At 62.2% G+C, this 16,083-nt stretch carries 16 protein-coding genes, 1 tRNA gene and 1 pseudogene; 9 read left to right on the top strand and 9 right to left on the bottom strand.

The features are described 5' to 3' along the window. Together B8784_RS21635 and rpoD are read left to right on the top strand one after the other, a co-directional pair. A pseudogene (locus B8784_RS21635) lies at nucleotides 1-342 on the top strand (DNA primase); the annotation flags it as partial. 62 nt (nucleotides 343-404) lie between these two features. Further along, nucleotides 405-2,375, top strand: a complete 1,971-nt coding sequence (rpoD, locus tag B8784_RS13435; protein WP_084398462.1) for an RNA polymerase sigma factor RpoD — start codon at nucleotides 405-407, stop codon at nucleotides 2,373-2,375. A gap of 38 nt (nucleotides 2,376-2,413) precedes the next feature. Here the strand turns inward: rpoD and B8784_RS13440 are convergent, their stop codons facing one another. The 3 genes from B8784_RS13440 to B8784_RS13450 all read right to left on the bottom strand — a co-directional run bounded on the left by B8784_RS13440 (nucleotide 2,414) and on the right by B8784_RS13450 (nucleotide 4,100). Beyond that, the gene (locus B8784_RS13440) at nucleotides 2,414-2,977 is read right to left on the bottom strand and encodes a GIY-YIG nuclease family protein (protein ID WP_084398463.1); all 564 of its coding nucleotides are present in this window, start codon (nucleotides 2,975-2,977) and stop codon (nucleotides 2,414-2,416) included. Between the two features lie 219 nt (nucleotides 2,978-3,196). Continuing rightward, nucleotides 3,197-3,661 (bottom strand): MarR family winged helix-turn-helix transcriptional regulator, encoded by a 465-nt coding sequence (locus B8784_RS13445; RefSeq protein WP_084398464.1) that lies wholly within the window; start codon nucleotides 3,659-3,661, stop codon nucleotides 3,197-3,199. Nucleotides 3,662-3,674: 13 nt separating this feature from the next. Continuing rightward, nucleotides 3,675-4,100, bottom strand: coding sequence for an organic hydroperoxide resistance protein (locus B8784_RS13450; protein ID WP_084398465.1), 426 nt, complete (start codon nucleotides 4,098-4,100; stop codon nucleotides 3,675-3,677). A 173-nt stretch (nucleotides 4,101-4,273) separates the two neighbouring features. On the opposite strand from B8784_RS13450, the gene B8784_RS13455 reads away from it, so the two are divergent. Further along, nucleotides 4,274-5,068, top strand: coding sequence for a transglutaminase-like domain-containing protein (locus tag B8784_RS13455; RefSeq protein ID WP_084398466.1), 795 nt, complete (start codon nucleotides 4,274-4,276; stop codon nucleotides 5,066-5,068). 6 nt (nucleotides 5,069-5,074) lie between these two features. Here B8784_RS13455 and B8784_RS13460 read toward each other — a convergent pair whose 3' ends face one another. Beyond that, nucleotides 5,075-5,731, bottom strand: a complete 657-nt coding sequence (locus B8784_RS13460; protein WP_084398467.1) for a helix-turn-helix transcriptional regulator — start codon at nucleotides 5,729-5,731, stop codon at nucleotides 5,075-5,077. Between the two features lie 350 nt (nucleotides 5,732-6,081). On the opposite strand from B8784_RS13460, the gene B8784_RS13470 reads away from it, so the two are divergent. Then, on the top strand, nucleotides 6,082-6,501 hold the full coding sequence (locus tag B8784_RS13470) for a secondary thiamine-phosphate synthase enzyme YjbQ (protein ID WP_084398478.1): 420 nt from the start codon (nucleotides 6,082-6,084) through the stop codon (nucleotides 6,499-6,501). A 63-nt stretch (nucleotides 6,502-6,564) separates the two neighbouring features. Next, on the top strand, nucleotides 6,565-6,969 hold the full coding sequence (locus B8784_RS13475) for a VOC family protein (protein ID WP_084398469.1): 405 nt from the start codon (nucleotides 6,565-6,567) through the stop codon (nucleotides 6,967-6,969). A 7-nt stretch (nucleotides 6,970-6,976) separates the two neighbouring features. On the opposite strand, the gene B8784_RS13480 is transcribed toward B8784_RS13475, so the two are convergent. Together B8784_RS13480 and B8784_RS13485 are read right to left on the bottom strand one after the other, a co-directional pair. Further along, on the bottom strand, nucleotides 6,977-8,158 hold the full coding sequence (locus tag B8784_RS13480) for a tetratricopeptide repeat protein (protein WP_084398470.1): 1,182 nt from the start codon (nucleotides 8,156-8,158) through the stop codon (nucleotides 6,977-6,979). Then, nucleotides 8,155-8,637 (bottom strand): hypothetical protein, encoded by a 483-nt coding sequence (locus B8784_RS13485; protein WP_084398471.1) that lies wholly within the window; start codon nucleotides 8,635-8,637, stop codon nucleotides 8,155-8,157. The genes B8784_RS13480 and B8784_RS13485 overlap by 4 nt, the downstream gene beginning before the upstream one ends. Nucleotides 8,638-8,828: 191 nt before the next feature. Between B8784_RS13485 and B8784_RS13490 the strand changes: the two genes are divergently transcribed. Then, entirely contained in the window at nucleotides 8,829-9,839 is a 1,011-nt protein-coding gene (locus B8784_RS13490) for a zinc-dependent alcohol dehydrogenase family protein (protein WP_084398472.1), read from the top strand. Nucleotides 9,840-9,860: 21 nt separating this feature from the next. Here the strand turns inward: B8784_RS13490 and B8784_RS13495 are convergent, their stop codons facing one another. Continuing rightward, on the bottom strand, nucleotides 9,861-11,090 hold the full coding sequence (locus B8784_RS13495) for a hypothetical protein (protein ID WP_084398473.1): 1,230 nt from the start codon (nucleotides 11,088-11,090) through the stop codon (nucleotides 9,861-9,863). A 292-nt stretch (nucleotides 11,091-11,382) separates the two neighbouring features. On the opposite strand from B8784_RS13495, the gene panD reads away from it, so the two are divergent. Then, nucleotides 11,383-11,748 carry an aspartate 1-decarboxylase gene (panD, locus tag B8784_RS13500; protein WP_084398474.1) on the top strand — a complete coding sequence of 122 codons (366 nt, stop codon included), beginning with the start codon at nucleotides 11,383-11,385 and terminating at the stop codon, nucleotides 11,746-11,748. Nucleotides 11,749-11,753: 5 nt separating this feature from the next. Here panD and B8784_RS13505 read toward each other — a convergent pair whose 3' ends face one another. Then, the gene (locus tag B8784_RS13505) at nucleotides 11,754-13,214 is read right to left on the bottom strand and encodes a hypothetical protein (RefSeq protein ID WP_143435479.1); all 1,461 of its coding nucleotides are present in this window, start codon (nucleotides 13,212-13,214) and stop codon (nucleotides 11,754-11,756) included. A 107-nt stretch (nucleotides 13,215-13,321) separates the two neighbouring features. Further along, nucleotides 13,322-14,110 (bottom strand): SIMPL domain-containing protein, encoded by a 789-nt coding sequence (locus B8784_RS13510; protein WP_158085683.1) that lies wholly within the window; start codon nucleotides 14,108-14,110, stop codon nucleotides 13,322-13,324. Between the two features lie 97 nt (nucleotides 14,111-14,207). On the opposite strand from B8784_RS13510, the gene B8784_RS13515 reads away from it, so the two are divergent. Then, nucleotides 14,208-14,284, top strand: a tRNA-Ile gene (locus B8784_RS13515). A gap of 651 nt (nucleotides 14,285-14,935) precedes the next feature. Continuing rightward, nucleotides 14,936-16,074 (top strand): IS3 family transposase gene (locus B8784_RS13525; protein ID WP_143435295.1). Its coding sequence is split into 2 segments (ribosomal slippage): nucleotides 14,936-15,194 and nucleotides 15,194-16,074, totalling 1,140 coding nucleotides; the frame shifts between segments, so codons are not numbered across the junction. The last annotated feature ends 9 nt before the right edge of the window (nucleotides 16,075-16,083 follow it).

Below are 16,083 nucleotides of genomic sequence, written 5' to 3' on the forward strand. Positions count from 1 at the left end.
CGCGACGTGATGATTTCATGGCCACAAGCAGAGAAGGGTGTTGACCGCAGCAGCATCCGAGACCATTTACTACAGCGAGGTAACACGCGCGCTGCTGATTTGCTCAATACTTATCCCGAAATTCCTGCAATTACGCCCGAGGGGCCCGAGGAACGGGAATGGCTGATCGCCCTGGAGCAATATGTGGCCAGAGAGGACACCGGGTCTTATGACGCGGGCGGTGCAGGCGATGATGTGACAGCATCACCGGAAAACTGGCGCCGTCTTCATCATGAGGTTTCGGAACGCAAGGCCCGCGCAGCGCGTCTCAATGAGGCGGCAGAACAAACGGATCGTGAGTGATCCATTGGTATTTCAGGATTGAGTGTCGCAGAAGAGGCGGCTGCGACAGGCGGGAGAACTAGATGGCGAAAGCTCAGAAGAGTGATCACGAGGATGGCGAACTGGAGACAGAAGACCGTCCGGTCCTCGATCTGAACGATTCCAAGGTCAAGAAATTCATCAAGCAGGCCAAGTCCAAGGGCTATGTCACGCATGACGAGCTCAACAATGTCCTGCCGTCCGATGAACTGACGTCTGACCAGATCGAAGACACCATGTCGGCTCTGTCCGAGATGGGCATCCAGGTCGTCGAGAATGAGGATGAGGTCGACAATAACGCGTCCAAGGGCACGGCCGTCACCAAGACGGGCAGCGCCGGGGCGGTCACCAAGAAGGGCAATGCCCGCGGCGCCGACCGCACCGATGACCCGGTGCGCATGTATCTGCGCGAAATGGGCGCCGTCGAGCTGCTGTCGCGCGAAGGCGAGATTGCCATCGCCAAGCGCATCGAGGCCGGCCGCGACGCGATGATCCGGGGGCTCTGCGAGAGCCCGCTCACCTTCGAGGCCATGATGGTGTGGCGCGATGAGCTCATGAATGAGCGCATCCTGCTGCGTGACCTGATCGACCTCGAGACGACCTATGGCGCGGAAAACCCCACGCCGGAGCCGGAAGAGAAGACCGACGAGCAGAAAGAGGCCGAGGCCAAGGAACGCGAGAACGAGACGACCGAAGAACGTCTCGCCCGCGAGGAGCGCGAGGACGAGGAAGAAGGCGCAGCCATGTCCATGTCGGCCATGGAGGCCGAACTGCGTGACGGCGTGCTCGGCAAGCTCGACGAGATCGCGCTGGCCTTCGGCCAGTACCGCAAGCTGCAGGAAAAGCTCGTCGACAAGCGCCTCGAAGGCAAGGCGCTGACGGCCAAGCAGCGCGAAGAGTACGAGACGCTGTCGCAGTCCATCGTCGACAATCTCAAGACGATGCACATCAACAATGCGCGGATCGAGGCACTGGTCGAACAGCTCTACGCCATCAACAAGAAGCTGATGGGCCTTGAAGGCAAGCTGATGCGGCTGGCCGATGCGCATGGCGTGCCGCGCAAGGAATTCCTCGACACCTATTTCGGCAACGAGCTCAATCCGAACTGGAAGGATGAGGTGCTCGAAAAGTCGAAATCCACCAAGAAGTGGGAAAAGCTGTTCGAGCGCGAGGGCGAGCAGGTCTTCGAGATCCGTGAGGAAATCTCGGCCGTCTCCCAGGAGATCGGCGTGCCGATCGACGATTTCCGCCAGATCGTCCACCGTGTCCAGAAGGGGGAGCGCGAAGCCCGCGTCGCCAAGAAGGAGATGGTCGAGGCGAACCTGCGGCTCGTCATCTCCATCGCGAAGAAGTACACCAATCGCGGCCTGCAATTCCTGGATCTCATCCAGGAGGGCAATATCGGCCTGATGAAGGCGGTCGACAAATTCGAATACCGCCGCGGCTACAAGTTCTCGACCTATGCGACCTGGTGGATCCGTCAGGCCATAACGCGGTCGATTGCCGACCAGGCCCGCACCATCCGTATCCCGGTGCACATGATAGAGACGATCAACAAGATCGTCCGCTCCCAGCGCCAGATGCTGCACGAGATCGGCCGCGAGCCGACCCCGGAAGAGCTCGCCGAAAAACTCGGCCTGCCGCTGGAGAAGATCCGCAAGGTGCTGAAGATCGCCAAGGAGCCGATCTCGCTCGAAACGCCGATTGGCGACGACGAGGACTCCAATCTCGGTGACTTCATCGAGGACAAGATGGCGCTGCTGCCCGTCGACAGCGCGATCCAGTCCAATCTGCGCGAAACGACGACCCGCGTGCTCGCCTCGCTCACCCCGCGTGAGGAACGCGTGCTGCGCATGCGTTTCGGTATCGGCATGAACACCGACCACACGCTGGAAGAGGTCGGCCAGCAATTCTCGGTGACGCGCGAACGTATCCGCCAGATCGAGGCGAAGGCGCTGCGCAAGCTCAAGCACCCGAGCCGGTCACGGAAGCTCAGAAGCTTCCTGGATACGTAAGACAGAATTCGAAAAGGGCGGCCTGCGGGCCGCCTTTTTTATGCCGCCTGGGTTGCGCGGTCTGACCAGTGGCGGGCTTCATTCATGCATTCGCGTCGAAACCGCTTGATGAGTTCGGCTTGGGGGTTGGCCCAGCCAGTCAGGTTGAGTGGTGGCGTGAAGGCTCGTATCAAACGGGCTTCGGCAAGGTCGACGTTTTCTCCAAAGGGAACGCGGGCGAGATAAAGCGCGCCTTGCATCCATTCGGAAAGTGTCTGCTCTCCGCGGGGGTCGAACCGGTAATGGGTGTAGGCTGTTTGACTGGCTCCAGCGGAGCGACGCCGCGCCGAGAGATTGAGGCGGTATTTCAAGATCGCGCCCAGAGAGCGTCGGAGGGTGCAGCCGCCACTGTGCCCACGCTTCGGTTCAAAATGGTCCCGCTCGGAAAACCCACTCTGCGTCATGCCTATATAAAGTAGCCTGTCTTCCGGCAGCCCGATGAAAGGCAAGTCTGCATTCGCCTTGAGGTAAATGGCGTAAAAGCCACTGCCTGTATGGTCCTTGGCGAACCACGGCCCTCGCGCCGCGTGCAATGTTTTACGAATGTCGCTGATCACTGACATGTCGACCTCCAGGAACCTTCAGCATCATGCGAAATATGACATTACGAACGAATTAGCGGATAAGTTGAAATTTCTGCCATGCCCATAAATTTGTGCTCGTCTTGGCGCATCGCTCGCGACATCAAGGCTTGAGCGGCGTTTCCGCGACCAGGTACCAACCGCTCCTCTAACTGCCTCGAAGCACCGATCTTCGCATGCGCGCGACGACTAGGCCCCCTGTCAGGCCTTGCTCCCGTCATGGCGGGCGAGCACCGCGACAAGGGCCTGGACTGCATCGCGCAGTTGCTCGACTTCGGCCGGGTCGCCTTCGAAGCCGGCGGTGAGCGTTTCGGGCACTTTCAGCGCCTCGGTCCGCAGCGCCCGGCCAGCCTCTGTCAGCGAGACCTGCACGCGCCGCTCATCCTCCGGGTCTCTCTCGCGGGTGACGAGACCGGCGGTTTCCATACGTTTGAGCAGTGGCGTCAGCGTTCCACTATCGAGGTGGAGCGCCTCGCCGAGCGCACCGACCGTCCGCGGCGAGGTCTCCCACAGGGCCAGCATCACCAGGTATTGCGGATAGGTGAGGCCGAGCTCCGACAGCACCGGACGATACAGCCTGTTGATCAGGTTCGAGGCCGCATAGAGCGGGAAGCAAACCTGTCTGTCGAGGCGGAGGGGATCGTCCGGATGCTGCGGGTCTGTCATGATCTGGTGAGTATCACCGCGTCTTGACGCTCAGGGCAACGTCGATATTGCCGCGCACCGCATTGGAATAGGGGCAGACCTGGTGAGCGGCGTTGACCAGCGTCTCGGCGGCGTCCTGATCGAGGCCGGCAATTGTGGTCTCCAGCGCGACCGACAGGTCGAACCCGCCGGAGCCGTTCGGCGAGAGGCCGACCTTTGCGACGACGTCCACATCCTTGTCCTTTACCGGCAGGTTTTGCGCGCGGGCAGTGTGGATCACCGCATTGCCGAAGCAGGCCGCATAGCCGCCGGCAAACATCTGCTCCGGATTGGTCTTGCCGCCCGGACCGCCAAGGCTTTCCGGCGGGGCGAGATCCAGCTCAAGGATGCCGTCCTCGGATTTCACATGGCCCTGGCGGCCGCCTGTGGCGGTGACGCGGGCGGAATAAAGTTCACTCATTCTTGTCTCCTTTTCTTCTGCACAATTAAATTGTGCACAATACAAATGCTTCAAGAGGCGGCTGCGTTTTTTTCGGCAAAGCGATCACCTCCCCGGAAACCGGCGGGGTTGAATGGCGTTTTCATGGTATGTACCAGCCAATTGGCTGCCACCCTTGAAACCGGACCTTTCCCATGCGCGTGAAGATCGACGCCCAACTCTGCTATCATCTGCCCGAGCCCGCCGATGTGCTGCTGGCCGTCGAGGCCATTCCGATGGCCGACCAGGCGATTGTGAACGACCGGCTTGAGGTCTCCGGGCCGAGTGAGATCCGCCCCGTGGAGGGCGGCGACGAGCTTGGCCGGCGCAAGTGGATGGAGGCGGCCGGCGACATTACCATCGCCTATGATGCGACCGTCGATGTCGAGCGCCCGCCGCTGCAGCTGGCCGGGCTGAAAGTGCCGCCGCGCCGGGAGTTGCCGGCCGATGTGATCCCGTATCTTTTCCCGAGCCGCTATTGTGAATCCGACCGGCTGGAGACCTTTGTCACCCGCCGTTTCGGAACACAGAGCGGGGGCGATGAAGTGCTGCTGATGGCCGACTGGATCCACACCCATTTCGACTATGTGCCGGGCGTCAGCAATGAGGCGACGACAGCGACCGACAGCTTCCTGCGTACCCAGGGTGTCTGCCGCGATTATTCACATGTCCTGATCAGTTTCGCCCGGGCCGCGGGCATTCCGGCACGCATGGTCTCGGTCTATGCGCCGGGCCTCGAGCCGCCGGATTTCCATGCGGTGGTCGAAGTCTGGCTGGACGGGGCGTGGCGGCTGATCGATCCGGCGCAGCTCTCTTCGGAACAGGCCATGGTGCGCATCGCCATGGGCCGGGATGCGACCGATATCAGCTTCATGACCATTTTCGGCACCGCCGATCTGCACAGCCAGACGGTCTCGGCCGTCCTGATGGATACCGTGCAGGCGGGATAGGCGCGCTCAGGCGGCTCTCGCTTCGCTGACCCTGTAGACACAGCGGCGGGCGCCGGCGAGGAGATGGTCTTCGCGGACAACGCTCGCCTGTGGCCCGAGCGCCTGGCGGAAGACGTCGAGTTCGTTCGCGCAAAGCCGGGTGCAGGCCCTGGCGGCCGAGCAGATCGGGCAGTGGTTCTCGATCAGCAGCCAGTCTTTCCCATCCTCGGCGGCGACAGCCATATAGCCTTCCACCGAGCGTAGCTCCGTGAGGCGTTTTACGCGCGCGCCGATATTGTCGAGGCCGGCGAGCTTTTCCCGGTAAAGCGCGAGCTGGCTGTCGCTGTGGCGGTCGATGACCTTTTCCAGGCCTTCCTCGCCGAACATCTCGCGGATCGACTCGATCATTTCCAGCGCGAGGCCCTGATGGGCATCGGGAAAGGCGCGCGCGGCGGCCTCGGTGAGCGACCAGATCTTGGTGGGCCGGCCCCGGCCAGTGGCTTTCGAACTCTCCTCGATGAGGCCTTCGCCGGCCAGCTCGTAGAGATGCAGACGCACAGCCATGGGCGTAACACCGAGCTCTTCGGCGAGATCGCCCGCCGATTGCGGGCCGCCACGCTTGAGAAGATCGAGGACGGTATTGCGGGTCGCGCTCAGCGCGGGAGGAGGAGAAGCCTTGGCCATGTTTCTTTTTTAAAAGGGATTGCTTTCAAAAACAACCACATTTAAAAAAGAAAAAACTTTTAAAAAGATTCGCTCATGAACCGCCTCGATCACAGGAATCTCGCCGTCTCCGACATGACCCCGTCCCTCGATCTCCTTCAGGCTGCCCTCCCGCTTAAGCGCGTCCGGGATTGCGGCGAAGGGAGCTGGTCGGGCCAGCCGCTTCGGCGGCCGCCCGTCGGGGGCGGCGAGACCCGTCCCGTTTTTCGTCCGCAGCTAGAGAGGATCCTGTCATGACCGGGGCTGACCCTTGCAATCCGTGCCGCGACTGGGCTGACACGCTGCGTACGCCGTCGTATCAATGGACCCGCATGATCGACACACTGACCGTCTCAACCACCGGGCCGGGGCTCTATGAGTTTACCCGCGAGGCCCGCCGTTTCGTCTCCGAAGCAGGCGTCTCGGAGGGGCTGCTGACCGTTTTCGTGCGCCACACCTCCGCTTCGCTGCTCATCCAGGAGAACGCCGATCCGGATGTGCTGGCCGACCTGAAAAATTTCTTCCGCCGGCTGGTGCCCCCTGCCGACGATCCGTCGATGCGCTGGGTCGTCCATGACACCGAAGGGCCGGACGACATGCCGGCCCATATCAAGGCGGCGCTGACACAGACCTCGATCGGCATTCCGGTCAGCCAGGGCGAGATGATGCTCGGCACCTGGCAGGGGCTTTATCTGTTCGAACACCGCGACCGGCCCCACCGCCGGCAGATCGTGCTTCACCTCGGCGGCTGAGGGCTGGCTGCACGGAGAACCTCGTAATGGGGATTATGGCCGTCTGAGCAGAAGGAGAAACGGATGCGCCTCAACCAGGTGACCGTGCCGTGCGTCGACTATGCGGCCAGCGTGGATTTCTACAAGCAGCTTGGCCTTGTCCAGATCGTCGACAGCCCGCCGCGCTATGCGCGGTTCGAATGTCCCTCCGGGGATGGCGGGGAGCCGGCGACCTTTTCGCTGCACCATGTCGAAGGATGGGCTGGCTGTGACCATCCGGCTGTCTATTTCGAGGTCGATGATCTGGACGCCGACTATGCCCGTCTCACAGAGGCTGGCGTCACCTTCCTGTCTGCTCCGCAGGACCAGCGCTGGGCCTGGAAGGAAGCTTGGCTGCGGGACCCGGCGGGCAACCGGATCTGTCTCTATCAGTCCGGCGAGATGCGACGCTTCCCGCCTTGGCGGATCGAGCCGCGTGAAACAGGCTGAGCCGTCCTCAAGGCCGAACCGACCGCCCATGCGAGACGGCTTGGTTCACGATTGCTGAAGCAAAGGCCTGTTGAGCGCCTCTGCTTTCGCCGCAGACGGACTGGAAGGGGCTGGCCGTGCGGCCGAGCGCGGCGCAGTCGCCGGCAAGGGCCTGCAAGGCCTCCGCTTCGTTGCCGTGTCCGAAAACGCCGGTGATGCCGACCCTGTAGAGCGAGGTTTCGATGGCGCTGACATTGTTTTCTGCGCGATAGAGCGCACTGGCGGCCTCGAATGCGTCGTCAGCCTCTGCCGGTCTTTCCTCGAACAAGGCGATCATGCCGCGCCAGTAGGGGATTTCCGCATTGTCGGGAAAGACAAGCGCATTTTCTTCGAGTTGGTCGCGCGCATCATCGAACTGACCGCCCATGACCTGGGCGACCACGATGTTCTTGGCGGCGATGGCGTTGCCCGGATTGATGGCGAGGGACTTGCGATAATAGCCGATGGCTGCATCCGTGTTGCCGGCGCGCCGTTCGGCTGTCGCCAGATGGTCATAGGCCTGGATGTGGGCAGGGCAGGTCTTGATGGCCGACAGAAATGACTTCCGGGCAAGCTCGGTGTTGCCGACCCGTAGCGCCTCATTGCCGGCATTGAAGTCGGCGGCCTCCGGTGCGTCCGGCGACATGTGAAACTGGACGAGGTGTGTCAGCTCGTGGTGGAAGATGAATGCCAGCGACATTTCGATGGGCATATTCTTGATTTCGTCGGAAAAATGATCGGCCGGGATGGCGCTCATCCGTTCGGCGACATCGGCAAAACTTCGGTCCCCGATTGACCCGTCCACGACCAGGAACTGATAGCAGACAAATGCCATGCCGCTATTGTGAAGGTAGGCCTTGGCGTACTCCTTGAACGATTGGGGCGTACGGTTGCTGTCCAGCATGGCCTGGACATCGACAAACAGCGCGACCAGCGACAGGTCCTCGCCGGAAAAATCTGGCAGGGTATTGAACCGGACAGGCGCGCGCCCGGGAGGCGGCTCATCGGAGCGGATACTCTCGGGCGGTTCAGTATAGAACTGGTTGTCGTCAACATATTTCACGAAGGCTTCGAGCGTGAAGGGCCGGTCCTGAGCGGCGCGCCCTTGCAGCAACCAGCCGGCACCGATCACCAGGACAAGCGCGGCAACCGCGATGATGCGCGCGCTCATGCTGCAGGATCCTGAGGCCTCGGGGCCTCTGCCGCAGCGGATGCTTCAGTGTCTTCTCGGGCAGCCGGCGCGGTATGCCCGAAGATCGCCTGCCAGAAAAACCCGTTCTGGAAGGCCATGAGCGCCGCCACGAAGCCGTCCGGATGGGCCGCGGCGATTGTGTGGGTGGCGTGAATGACAATCGGGCTGATCAGGAAAGGCGCGAAAGTGTTCATGGTCAGGCGCATGCCGGGCTGCTGCGCGCGGGTCATCAGGATCTGGGCAAGTATGCCGAGGAGCGTGCAGATCGAGACGACGATTGCGGGAAACATGTTGGCTGCGGCAGGGCCGAACAGGTCACCGACTTTGTCGGGGGCTGCAAAGCCGCTGCCGCCCGGGTCGACCCCACCTGCCGGCTTGGTGAAAAGTTCCCATCCTGCAATGTGAAGCGCAATGCTGAGCCCAGCCAGGACGAGAAATACAATGATGGCCTTTTGCATGATGCTCCCCCGCCAGTTGCACCGTGTGCAGCCAGCCGCCGGAGCGAACATATGCTGCATGGGAGACATTACGGGGAGGCTTTGCTGCTGTCGACTGTCAGTTTGGGAAGGGCCGGTCGAAGTGGCGCCGCAAGCTGTTGCCCCGAGCCCTGGTGCGCCCCATCTGATGCGGAAGCAGCAGGAGAAGACCGATGAAAGCCGTAAAGATCGCCGCACCGGGCGGGTTCGACAAACTGAACCTTGTGGATGTCGAGGATCCGGGCCAGCCGGGCAAAGGCGAGATCCGCGTCAAACTGCACGCCACCTCGCTCAATTTCCACGACCTGCTCGTCACATCCGGCCAGAGCAAGCCGGAGGATGGCCGGATCCCGATGTCCGATGGGGCCGGTATCGTTGAAGCGGTCGGCGAGGGCGTCAGCGATTTTGCCGAGGGCGACCATGTCGTCTCCACCTTCTTCCCGCAATGGCTGGCCGGTCCGCCGCGCGTCTCGGACTTTTCGGGCACACCGGGCGACGGCATTGACGGCTATGCCCGCGAAGCGGTCGTGGCCTCGCAAACGTCGTTTACGAAAAGCCCGAAGGGCTGGAGCCATGCCGAAGCCGCGACGATCACGACTGCCGGGCTGACGGCCTGGCGCGCGCTTGTTGTCGATGGCGGTCTGAAGGCCGGCGACACGGTGCTCGCGCTCGGGACCGGCGGCGTCTCGGTCTATGCCGTGCAGATCGCGAAGATGATGGGCGCCGAAGTGATCGTGACCTCCTCATCGGATGAAAAGCTGGCACAGATGAAGGCGCTCGGCGCCGATCATCTCATCAATTACAAGGCCGATGAGAATTGGGGCCGGACGGTTACGAAGCTTACCGGCGGGCGTGGCGCCGATCACGTTATCGAAGTGGGCGGTGCGGGCACGCTGGCCCAGTCCATTCGTGCGGTGCGCACCGGCGGGCATATTGCCCTGATCGGCGTGCTGACGGGCGTGAGTGGCGATGTGCCGACCGCGCTGCTCATGCAGAAGCAGGCGAGAGTCGAGGGCCTGATCGTCGGTTCCCGCGCCAACCAGGAAGACTTCGTCCGGGCGCTGGGAAAGGGCGGTCTCAGCCCGGTGATCGACGAGCGCCGTTTCAGGCTCGACTCGCTGGGCGATGCTTTCGCCTATCAGCAGAGCGGCGGGCATGTCGGCAAGATCGTTGCGACCTGGTGAGCGGCCTGCTGAACGAGCGGATCAGCTATTGTAGCGGGTAAAGCCGATCAGCTTCAGAACGCGCTCGCGATAGCCGCGCAGGCGTTTGCGGTGCTGGGTCACACCCGGCACCCAGCGGCGTACGGCCCGTTCGGCGCTCGTCAGAACCATGAAGGGCCGTGAGCGCCGGGCGGCTGCCTCGATCGCCTCTGCGATATCCGGGCGGCCATGCTCGCGGGCATAGGCTTCGACCTCGCCCAGTAGCTTGCGGTCGCCCCGGCTGCGGATGAAATGCTTGCGTACCATTTCCGGCGTATAGCCCGACCAGTCGAAAGAAGGCGCGTCTTCCGGTTTCACACCTAGTGCGTCGAGCGCCAGCATGGTCCGCATGCACTTGTTGCAGTGCGAGCAGTTGGGCGGCCCTGACGCGGCCAGGCCATGCTCGCAGACGGCGAGATAGGACAGGGCGGTGGTCGACCGGGCGACCCGTTCGACCTTTTCCTGCCGCGACCAGGCCGAGCCGACATGCGACACGGCGAGCCGGCTGGACGACCAGAGCGGGTCGACCAGCGGGTGCGAGCCCCAGGGCACGGTCTGGCCATAGGTGAAGGAGGCCGATATGCCGAGCTGTGAAATCGTATCGCTGACAAGGTGGCCGAGTGCCGCCATGAAAGGCCCGTGAAGCCGGAAAGCCCAGGCGTCGCGCAGGCGTTCGTCGGCGATCATCATGTTCGTCACCACCTCGATGGCGCCGGGCGCACCGGCTTCGGCGGCGACCGCGCTCAACCGGGACAATTGCCGGAAGCCTTCCGCGATCGTGTCCGGCCGGTCTTGCTGATAGGAAATGGAGAGTGTGAGGCTGTTGGCGAACCGCTCGTCGAGGCGCGTGTGCCAGGAATCGACGCCGCCGGAAAACAGGGTCGCGGGCGGCCTCTCGCTCGCCGTGGTGGGGTCCGGGCGGGGCGTGATGTCGAGCCGGGCGGGCGGGGTGCCCTTGCGCCAGGAGGCCCATTCCCGGAAAGCGTTGCGCAGGTTGCGCGGCAGCATCGGGTCGACGGGGAGATCCTGCTGATAAGGCTCCTTCAGCATGAAGGCCGCGCTCGCGCCGAGGATGCAGGCGGCGTCGGCAATGGCGCCCTGGCTGACCGGCTGGGCGCCCTTCACTTCGAAATACATGCGGATCGTACGGTTGGCCCGGGTCGTGAAGATCAGGTCGATGCGCTGATTGGAGGGATCGAGCGGGGATTCATGGGAAATTGAGGAGAGATGCATGTGTCCCTGTGGCTCCACCCTGGCAGGCGCCCTGTTCAAGCTGTTTCAATTCGTGTGTCTCGGCTGCACAGGTGCAAGCGCTATGCCGCAAACCGGTGTTGAAACCGCTCTTTCGAAGGTCTCCGCTCTGCCGCCGCGGCAACGGTGCGGAACCCTTCACCTGCCATTACATTTATGCTTTAAGATGCCTCGTATTGCGCCGCATCATCAACCTTTACGCAAGGCTGTGCTGGCACCATATAAAGCCTGAGCGGCGCTCGGGTCCGTTCGTAACAGACTGGAGGAGTGGTGAATGCTGCTCAACATGCTGAAAGCCAAGCTTCATTCAGGGTCGGTGACCCAGTGTGACCTTCATTATGAAGGGTCGGTCTCGATCGACCAGGAACTGCTTGATGCTTCCGGCATCCTGCCGAATGAGCGTGTCGACATCTGGAACGTTACCAATGGCGCGCGCATCCAGACCTATGCCATCGAAGCCCCGCGCGGCTCGAAGACGATTGGCGTGAATGGCGCGGCCGCCCGGCACTTCTCGGTCGGCGACAAGGTCATCATTGCCGCTTTCGCTTCGATTGAAGCCGACAAGGCCCGCCAGCATGCGCCGACAGTTGTCCTGCTGGACGACCATAATGAGATGAAGGCGCCGAGCGCGGCCTACTAGGCAGCTCAGAACGTCTCTTCTTCCATTCCCGTTTCATCGCTGCCGGTTTCGCCGTCATAGGGCGTATCGGCTCCATTTAGCGCGTCTTCGATATCGACGCCGTTGAGTTCTGCCCAGCGCTGCATGGCCGTGCAGGTGCCTGGCTGGAGCAGCAGCGCGCTGGCGGCGGCGTTGAACTGGTCGCTGGTTGCTGCCGCCCAGACAGTCGCGCTTGAGTCGGCTGCATTGAAGCCGATTTCCGACATGCCGCGCTCGATGCGCGTGCAAATGAGCCGGGCAAGGTCCGGCTCCGGCGCCTCGTTCAGGCTCGCGATCCGGTCGAACAGGTCGAGCCGCGAGAAAACATAGTCATAGACTGTCAGCTCTTCGCCGACCTTGAAGGCGAGAATGTCGGCGCCGACCGTGCCGCGATAGTCAGGCCAGTCCTCATAGCCGTTTTCGTCGGCCTGCGTCGCGCTGGTGAAGACCGAGACGATGGGAGCATCGAGATAGACCGCCCAGCCGCCCAGCATCTCGCGGTTCTTCGTGTCGCGAATGTCCTTCGGGTCGGGCAGGGCCGCATAGACGACGAGGATCGGGTCTTCGGTCCAGGTCTTCAGCGCCATGGTGCTGACCGTCTGTTCGGTAATGGAGCGCCCGAACAGGGTCGAGACCGAGGTGTCGAGGAAGTTCGAGGCCTCAAGCATGCTCGGCGCGGAGAAATAGGTTACCAGCGTCGAGGCTGGCGCGAGCAGATTGGCGGCATTGGTGAGCGAGGCCATGACATTGGCGCTCGCGCCCGAGCTTTCCCGTTCATCGGAGAGCTGCATGCGCAGTTTCGCCGTCAGGGTCGTGTTGGACGAAATCTTGAAATAGGGCGTCGCATAAAGCGCAAGGCTCTGGTCGGTCGACCAAGTTTCGCCCTGTTCGCGGTTGGATGAAAAAGAGGCCGAGAAGAGCGCCTCGGTGGCCTTCACGTCGGGCCGGGTGATGTCGAATTCCGCCAGGAGGGCGCGCGACACCTCTTTCGAGCCCATCATGCGGGCCAGCCAGCCGCGGCTTTCTTCCTTGTAGTTCCGCTGGGCCGGCGCCTTGGTGTATTTGCCGGAGGCAGTGCCCTCGATGTCGCGCGCCTGCGGATCGAGCGTCACTATGCGGATGCGGGTGTAGAGGTCTTCCAGCGCAATACCATAAGGCGAGCTGGCGGCGCTCTCGTCGATGGCGATATCGATGAAGGGCAGGAAGTCCTTGGTGATGGTCGAGCCCGTGGCACCGTATCCCGCGCCGGGGGGCGGCAGGTCTTCCGGGTTGTAGTCGTCCGGCGTGTCGCGCGGGCGTGACGGGATCGGGGACGGCTCAGCGTCCGGGGCCGGCATCCCGGGCGGCGGCGGTGGCGGTGGTGGCGCAGGCGGATAGGCCTGCTCGTCCGAAGATGTGGCACACGCCGCCAGTGCCGCGCATGCAGCCAGAATCGTCCAGAATCTCAAAAGCCCCTCCCCAGAGTGCGTCCACCGGGGAAAAGCCTAGCGAAAGCGATCCCGGCTGGCGAGGCTTAAATCGCCCCACCAGCCGGATTTCGCCATGTTTTCAGGGGCTACTTGCGGAGTTCGAACGTGATGTCGACGCTGACCGAATAGCCGACCTCGCCGCCGGAAACCTTCGTGCTGGCGCCAGAGGCGTCTTCGCGCATGGCCATCATCGGCATCGGCGTCGGCCGGTCATAGGACGTCTCGTTGATGGTCACGATGCGGGCCACCTGATAGCCGGTCGCCTGGGCATAGAGGTTGGCACGCTCCATCGCCTTCTCGACGGCCTTGCGGCGGGCTTCGTCCTGGGCAGCGGACGGATCGTCGAGGCCGAAGGAGAGACCGGAAATCGTGTTGCCGCCCTCGGCCACGATGGCGTCCATCGTCTTGCCGAGATTGTCGAGATCGCGCACCGTCACGGTGAGCTGGTTGCTGGCGGTATAGCCGACCAGGTCCGGCGGGCTGCCGTCGCGGTTGGAATAGTCGTAACGCGGCTGCAGCGACAGGTTGGAGGTCTGCATGTCGCGCTCGGCGACACCGGCCGACTGGAGCGCGGAATAGACGCCGTCCATGCTGGCGGCATTCTGCGACATGGCTTCGGACGCCGTCTTGGCTTCGGTCTGAACGCCGGCTGTGATCGTCGCCATGTCCGGCGCGCGCGAAACCTCGCCGCTGGCCGACACCGACAGTGTCGTCTCCGGCTGGATCGAATTATGGCTCATCGCCGGCATCTGGCCATTGCCTGACATATTAGCCGGGCCGCTCGTGGACGGCTCCTGGGCGAGGCTTGTGCCGCAGGCGACCAGCAGGGTCGAGGCCGCGATGGCGACGAGGGGACGGGGGGATATGGGTTTCATCTGGCTTTCCTCTCTTTGGGACTTGCAGTCGCGATTCAATTGCGCCATTGCGGCGGGATCGTGACAGCGACATGATGAGATTGCACGATTTTTTATCGGGCCTGTAGCTCAGTTGGTTAGAGCGGACCGCTCATAACGGTCTGGTCGGGGGTTCAAGTCCCTCCGGGCCCACCAATCCGTTCTTTGGGAGGCGCAAAGTCTCCAGAAGCCTGAATGGCGCTGCGATTCCGGCGGTTCGATAACCTCCTTCTCGCGCATAATGAATTTTGCCCGGAAAACAGAGCCTCAGAAGCATTCTACGCTCTTCAAAATCACCCTTTTTCCAGATATTCCAAGGGCTTGAGAGGAATGAGCAGGCGGTTCGATAAACTTCCTCGAAGGTCTTTCTCGGCTTGGCTTTCTTTTGGGCGTCTTCCTGCAATTTGACCTTCTGGGTCTCGAAAGATTTGAGCTTGCCTTCATAAGCGGAAATCAGGGCGGGACTGTCGGTCTCCATGATGCGTTCGACGAGCTGGCCGATCTTGCGTTCGATCTGAGCGACTTCAGCACGATAATCCCGCACGAGCTTTTGGTTCACATCAGCCTGGCTCTGCCAAAGGTCTGACAGCATTGCGCGCGCCATTTTCAACAGCGCTGCGCTTGGCTGAAGTCTTTTCAGGAACGCCTCGAATTCGCTTTCCATTTTCTCCGCGCGGATCGATTTCCGATAGTCAGCGCAATCGCGTTGCTGGCAGAAATAATAGGGATAGGTTCTGGAACTGGTCTGCCCCCACGAAAGTGGTCCATTATTTGAGTTAGTTCCGGCTTCAGATATGGAGCTGAGACATGGGCAAGAGATCAACGCCTGAAGAGATCATAGCGAAGCTGCGGGAGGTGGAGGTCCGCCTCGCGCGGGGTGAGACGACGGGTCAGGCCGTGCGTTCGATCGGGGTGACGGAACAGACATACTATCGGTGGCGCAAGGAGTATGGCGGGCTGCAGGTTGGCCAGGCCAAACGGCTGAAGGAGATCGAGAAGGAGAATGCGCGGCTGCGTCGCGCCATTTCTGATCTGACCCTCGACAACCAGATCCTGCAGGAAGTCATCAAGGGAAAGTTCTGAGCCCTTCACGCAAGCGCGAGGCGGTCGATCATGTGGTGGAGACACTCGGCGCAACCGAGCGCCGGGCCTGCCGCGTGATCGGCCAGCACCGTTCCACCCAGCGCAAGCCGCGTGTGCCACGCCAGGACGAGGATGTGCTGACAGCGGCCATCATCGCCCTGGCTGAACGGTTCGGCCGGTATGGCTACCGCCGGATCACGGCCCTGCTGAGACGGGATGGCTGGCATGTGAACGAGAAGCGGGTGTATCGCATCTGGCGGCGTGAAGGGCTGAAAGTGCCAATGAAACAACCAAAGAGAGGCCGTCTCTGGCTGAATGACGGCTCCTGCATCCGGCTGAGGCCGATGCACAAGGGCCATGTCTGGTCCTATGACTTCGTTCAGGACCGCACGCATGACGGCAAGGTGTTCCGCATGCTGTGTGTGATTGATGAGTTCACTCGCGAATGCCTCGCCATTCGTGTCGAACGCAAGCTCAACTCCCGCGATGTCCTAGACACGCTGGGCGAACTGTTCGTGCATCATGGCCCGCCGGAGCATATCCGTTCCGACAATGGCCCCGAGTTCATCGCCACGGCCCTGCGCGAGTGGCTTGGCCGGATCGGCGTGAAGACGCTCTATATCGAACCCGGTTCGCCTTGGGAGAACGGCTACTGCGAGAGCTTCAACTCCAAGCTCAGAGACGAGTTGTTGGCGAGGGAAATCTTCTATGATCTCAGGGAGGCGAAAGTCCTGATCGAGACCTGGCGGTGGCATTACAACACCGCGCGTCCGCACTCTTCTCTGGGCTACCGACCGCCCGCGCCACAAGCCATCTTGCCCGCGGCGTTCATACCGCCTTACTGTGGGGAGGTAGCGGCATGAACGCCGCTA

The organism is Henriciella aquimarina (genome assembly GCF_002088975.1).
In the GTDB taxonomy this organism is placed as follows: Bacteria; Pseudomonadota; Alphaproteobacteria; order Caulobacterales; family Hyphomonadaceae; genus Henriciella; species Henriciella aquimarina.

Coding starts and splice junctions, on each gene's coding strand:
- B8784_RS13460 (WP_084398467.1), bottom strand. CDS start 5,731: ATGGCCAAGGCTTCTCCTCCTCCCGCGCTGAGCGCGACCCGCAATACC.
- B8784_RS13480 (WP_084398470.1), bottom strand. CDS start 8,158: ATGAGCGCGCGCATCATCGCGGTTGCCGCGCTTGTCCTGGTGATCGGT.
- panD (WP_084398474.1), top strand. CDS start 11,383: ATGCTGCTCAACATGCTGAAAGCCAAGCTTCATTCAGGGTCGGTGACC.
- B8784_RS13495 (WP_084398473.1), bottom strand. CDS start 11,090: ATGCATCTCTCCTCAATTTCCCATGAATCCCCGCTCGATCCCTCCAAT.
- B8784_RS13445 (WP_084398464.1), bottom strand. CDS start 3,661: ATGACAGACCCGCAGCATCCGGACGATCCCCTCCGCCTCGACAGACAG.
- B8784_RS13475 (WP_084398469.1), top strand. CDS start 6,565: ATGCGCCTCAACCAGGTGACCGTGCCGTGCGTCGACTATGCGGCCAGC.
- rpoD (WP_084398462.1), top strand. CDS start 405: ATGGCGAAAGCTCAGAAGAGTGATCACGAGGATGGCGAACTGGAGACA.
- B8784_RS13455 (WP_084398466.1), top strand. CDS start 4,274: ATGCGCGTGAAGATCGACGCCCAACTCTGCTATCATCTGCCCGAGCCC.
- B8784_RS13485 (WP_084398471.1), bottom strand. CDS start 8,637: ATGCAAAAGGCCATCATTGTATTTCTCGTCCTGGCTGGGCTCAGCATT.
- B8784_RS13450 (WP_084398465.1), bottom strand. CDS start 4,100: ATGAGTGAACTTTATTCCGCCCGCGTCACCGCCACAGGCGGCCGCCAG.
- B8784_RS13470 (WP_084398478.1), top strand. CDS start 6,082: ATGATCGACACACTGACCGTCTCAACCACCGGGCCGGGGCTCTATGAG.
- B8784_RS13490 (WP_084398472.1), top strand. CDS start 8,829: ATGAAAGCCGTAAAGATCGCCGCACCGGGCGGGTTCGACAAACTGAAC.
- B8784_RS13440 (WP_084398463.1), bottom strand. CDS start 2,977: ATGTCAGTGATCAGCGACATTCGTAAAACATTGCACGCGGCGCGAGGG.
- B8784_RS13510 (WP_158085683.1), bottom strand. CDS start 14,110: ATGAAACCCATATCCCCCCGTCCCCTCGTCGCCATCGCGGCCTCGACC.